This is a genomic window from Chitinimonas sp., from assembly GCF_041904975.1.
Lineage (GTDB): Bacteria > Pseudomonadota > Gammaproteobacteria > Burkholderiales > Chitinimonadaceae > Chitinimonas.
The window spans coordinates 1-4,382 of the sequence record NZ_JAYRLZ010000324.1 but is presented as its reverse complement, the minus strand read 5'-3'; the positions used below and the strand labels follow the sequence as shown (position 1 = coordinate 4,382).

The following is a 4,382-nucleotide window of genomic DNA, read 5'->3' as shown; positions in this document are numbered from 1 at the left end:
ATCTGCGCGTCGCGCGTGTCGCTGGCGCTATCCACGACGTGCAGCAGCAGATCGGCCCGCACCGTCTCTTCCAGGGTGGCCCGAAAAGCCGCTACCAGACCATGCGGCAAATCGCGAATAAAGCCCACCGTGTCGGACAGGACGATGGAGTGCTGCGGGTCGAGAAACAGCTTGCGGCTGGTGGTATCGAGGGTGGCAAACAGCTGGTCAGCCGCGTAGGCATTGGCATGCGTCAAGGCATTGAACAGGGTGGACTTGCCGGCATTGGTATAGCCGACCAGCGACACCGAGAACTGCTTGCTTCGCTCGCGGGCGCGGCGCTGAGTATCGCGCTGGCGCTGCAAGTCGCCCAACTTGTCCTTGAGGCGCTTGACCCGCTCGGTGATCATGCGCTTATCCATTTCCAGCTGGGTTTCACCGGGACCGCCGCGCGCACCGATACCGCCACGTTGCCGCTCCAGGTGAGTCCAGCCGCGCACCAGGCGGGTGGACGCGTACTGCAGCTGCGCCAACTCCACCTGCAGCTTGCCCTCATTGGAGCGAGCACGCTGGCCAAAGATATCCAGAATCAATCTCACCCGATCCGACACGCGGCATTCGAGCGCCCGCTCGAGATTTCGTTCCTGCGCGCCCGACAGGGCATGGTTGAAAATCACGGTCTGGGCATCGCAGGCACGCACGGCGGCGGCGATTTCCTCGACCTTGCCGCTGCCGGCAAACAGTTTTGCATCAGGCTTTTGACGTTTGCCCTGGACGATGGCGAGGGCGCGATAGCCGTTACCCTCGACCAATAGCTTGAATTCTTCGATATTTTCCAGATAGTCCGGCTCATTGAAATCGAGACAGACCAGAACGGCCTTATCGCCGCCTTGGTGGCGTTCAAACACGCGCATCTTTCATTAGCAAACTGATACGGACTACGGCAAAACGGGGCGCACAGCGCCCCGTTGGCATGAACTGCAGAAAAATCAGGCCTCGGCCGGCGCGGCAGCCGGATCCTTGTCGTAAGGAATGCTGACGGGGCGAGCGGGCACCACGGTCGAAATGGCGTGCTTGTAGACCATTTGGGTCACGGTATTACGCAACAGCACCACATATTGATCGAAAGATTCAATCTGGCCTTGCAGCTTGATGCCATTCACCAGGTAAATGGAGACCGGTACATGTTCCTTGCGCAGAATGTTCAGAAACGGGTCTTGTAGCATTTGCCCTTTTGCACTCATTGGTAATTCTCCACTATGTAATTGAAAAAACGACGAAATTCCGTCCAATTCCGGCCGATAATCTACCGGTGCCACCAGTCACTTTTAGCAGCTTTTCCACCAAGCACAAGCGTCAGCCTGTTTTCCTGGCTACTTTACCATCCGATTTCTTGGTCGGCTTCTTCTCACCCCGCATGACACCTTTCTGATCCGGCTTGAATTCGCCCGGCTTGGCACCATACGGATTGTCACCTTTTTTGAACTGCACCTGCAAAGGCGTACCCTGCAATTTGAACATCTTCAGGAAGGCATGTTCAAGATAGCGCCAGTAGCTATCCGGCACATGCTCCAGTGCGGTTCCGTGCACCACCACCACTGGCGGATTGGTGCCGCCCTGGTGAGCATACTTCATCTTCGGGCGCACCAAGCCGGCACGTGGCGGATTCTGCTTTTCCACAGCGAGCTGCAAAGCGCGAGTCAGGCGTGGCGTAGGCAGCTTGACCATGGCGGCCTGGTAGGCGGCGTCGATGCTGGCAAACAGATCGCCGACGCCCTGCCCTTCCAGTGCCGAAATAAAGTGGAAGCGGGCAAAGCCGAGAAAACCCAGCTTGCGCGCAATATCGCGCTTCACCTGATCGCGCTGGTACAGGTCCAGCCCTTCCCACTTGTTGACCGCCACCACCATGGCGCGACCAGCTTCCAGTGCAAAGCCGGCGATATGGGCATCCTGCTCGGCCACATCCTGGCGCGCATCCAGCACCAGCACCACCACATTGGCGTCTTCGATCGCCTGCATGGTCTTCACTACCGAAAATTTCTCGAGAGCCTCATTGACCTTGCCGCGCTTGCGCACGCCGGCGGTGTCGATCACCGTGTACTGTTTGTTATTGCGTTCGAAATCGATATAGATCGAATCGCGCGTGGTACCTGGCGCGTCGAAGGCAATCACCCGCTCTTCGCCGAGAATGGCGTTGACCAGGGTGGATTTGCCGACATTCGGGCGACCGATGATGGCGAACTTGGGGTGATCGACCTGCTCTTCTTCCGGCGGCACATCAAAGCCACTGAGGATATCGTCGAGCAGACCGCGCACGCCTTCACCATGGCTGGCAGAAATCGGCCATGGCTCACCCAGCGCCAATTCGTAGAACTCGGCCGACACCACGGCCGATGGCATGCCTTCGGCCTTGTTGACTGCCAGTCGTACCGGGCGATCCAGCTGGCGCAGCCGGTTGGCAATCAGCTTGTCTTGCGGGGTCAGACCAACCCGCGCATCGACAATGAACACCACCGCATCGGCCTCGTCGATCGCCTGCAGGGTCTGGCGGGCCATCTCATGCAGGATGCCGTCATCGGCAACCGGCTCGAAACCGCCGGTATCCACACATAGATAGGGTTTGCCACCCACCTTGCCGTGACCATAGTGACGGTCACGGGTCAGGCCCGGCAGGTCGGCCACCAGCGCATCGCGGCTCTTGGTGAGCCGGTTGAACAGCGTGGATTTACCTACATTCGGTCGGCCAACAAGGGCGATGGTCGGTTTCATTTCTCGATACTCGTTTCAGACTTGCCGGTCACTTGGCGGTAAAGGCGAACAAACCACCGGACTCGGTCTGCACCAGCAGACGTTCACCAATGACGCGGGGAGCAACCAGCACCCGACTCTTGTCAGTATTCTGACGGGCAACAAAGCGACCGTCGCTTGGCGCCAGCAGGTGGATGACACCTTCAAAGTCACCCACGGCCAGCTGGCCATTCCAGATTACCGGCGCCGACACGCGGCGGCCATACAAGGCTGTCTGCTTCCACAGGCTGCGGCCGCCGGTGCGATCAAACGCCTGGACATTGCCAACCTCGTCGGTGACATAGACTGCCTCGCTGTCGATCGCCAGGCCTACATAGCTGGAGATCTCGCGCGACCACAGCATGGTGCCGTTGCTGGTGGCAAAGCATGCCACCTTACCCTGAAACGCTACGGCACAGACGGTGCCGCGATCAATGGCGGGGGTAGAACTGACGTCGCTGAGGCGCTCCAGCTCGGTTGCGCCCTTTGGCTGCGCGACCGTGGATTCCCACAGCACCTTGCCGTCAGAAGCCGACAGCGCGGCCAGTCGACCCGCCGCCATGCCGACAAACACATTGCCATCAGCCACGGCCACCGGCGAGTAGGTACGCAATACCAAGGATGGCTGGCTGCGCTGGAACTGCCAGCGATTGGCGCCAGTAGCGGCATCCAGGCCAGCCACCCGGCCATCGATGCTGCGCACCACCACCACGCCGTCCACCACCACGGGCGGGGCTACCACCTCGCTCGATACCCGCGCCTGCCACTTCAGCTTGCCGGCCAGATCATAGGCGAGCACATCGCCCTTGAGCGTGCCGGCCACCAGAATGCCACTACCAGCGCCGATACCGCCGGCCAATGGTTTATCAGCCTTGGCATCGAACAGCTTGCGGCCATCGGCCTGGGCAAATCCGCCCAGACTATCCACGCTGGCCATGTATACAGCATCACTGCCTTGCGCCGGAGCGAAACGGAACAGCTTGCCGCTGCCAAGGCTGGCTTTCCAGGCTGGTTCGAAGCGAACCGTGTTCTTTACTTCCGCCAGCGGCGTCGGAACCGGACTATTGTCGGTACCGGCACATGCCGCCAGCAACAGCGCAATACCCAGGGGTGCGAGCGTCTTCATCAAACCCCCAACGCCGCTTGCTTGGTTTCGATCAGCTGGCGCGCCGGCGCGGTTTTTTCCAGCTTGTTGATGGCGTCCTGGTAGGCCTTCTTGGCGCCTGCCGCATCGCCCTTCAAGGCCAGCGCATCGCCGCGTGCATCGGCGAACAAGCTGCTATAGGCATCGGTCTTTGGCATATCGACCATCTTGAAGGCGGCATCGAATTGCTTCTGATCCATCAGCACCGCGGCAAGGCGCAGCTTGGCCAGATCGATCACCGCATCTTCCTTGGCATTGGCCACCACCCACTCCAGCGCGCTGCGCGCCTTGTCGAGGTCGTGCGCGTCGAAAGCCGCCTTGGCCGCCATCAGCATGGCGCGGGCAGTCAGTGCGTGACCAGCCTGGTCCTTGCTCATCTGGTCTGCCGCAGTACGGGTCTTGGCAGCATCCTTGGCGATAAAGGCCTTTTCAACCGCCATATAGGCGTCCGATGCAGCCTCGCCTTGCGAGC

General features: G+C 60.2%; 5 protein-coding genes. All 5 read right to left on the bottom strand.

All coding sequences use genetic code 11. From position 1 onward, the window contains the following. Nucleotides 1-887 (bottom strand): GTPase HflX (hflX, locus tag ACE3OH_RS19990; RefSeq protein ID WP_374357297.1); only part of this gene is annotated, 887 nt, incomplete at its 3' end. A gap of 81 nt (nucleotides 888-968) precedes the next feature. Continuing rightward, complete coding sequence (hfq, locus tag ACE3OH_RS19985) at nucleotides 969-1,223, bottom strand: RNA chaperone Hfq (RefSeq protein ID WP_374357295.1); 255 nt, start codon at nucleotides 1,221-1,223, stop codon at nucleotides 969-971. Nucleotides 1,224-1,335: 112 nt separating this feature from the next. After that, on the bottom strand, nucleotides 1,336-2,748 hold the full coding sequence (der, locus tag ACE3OH_RS19980; RefSeq protein WP_374357293.1) for a ribosome biogenesis GTPase Der: 1,413 nt from the start codon (nucleotides 2,746-2,748) through the stop codon (nucleotides 1,336-1,338). Between the two features lie 28 nt (nucleotides 2,749-2,776). Beyond that, nucleotides 2,777-3,892 (bottom strand): outer membrane protein assembly factor BamB, encoded by a 1,116-nt coding sequence (bamB, locus tag ACE3OH_RS19975; RefSeq protein ID WP_374357291.1) that lies wholly within the window; start codon nucleotides 3,890-3,892, stop codon nucleotides 2,777-2,779. Continuing rightward, nucleotides 3,892-4,382, bottom strand: a 491-nt coding sequence (locus ACE3OH_RS19970; RefSeq protein ID WP_374357289.1) for a YfgM family protein, incomplete at its 5' end; no start/stop codon positions are given. The genes bamB and ACE3OH_RS19970, both read right to left, overlap by 1 nt.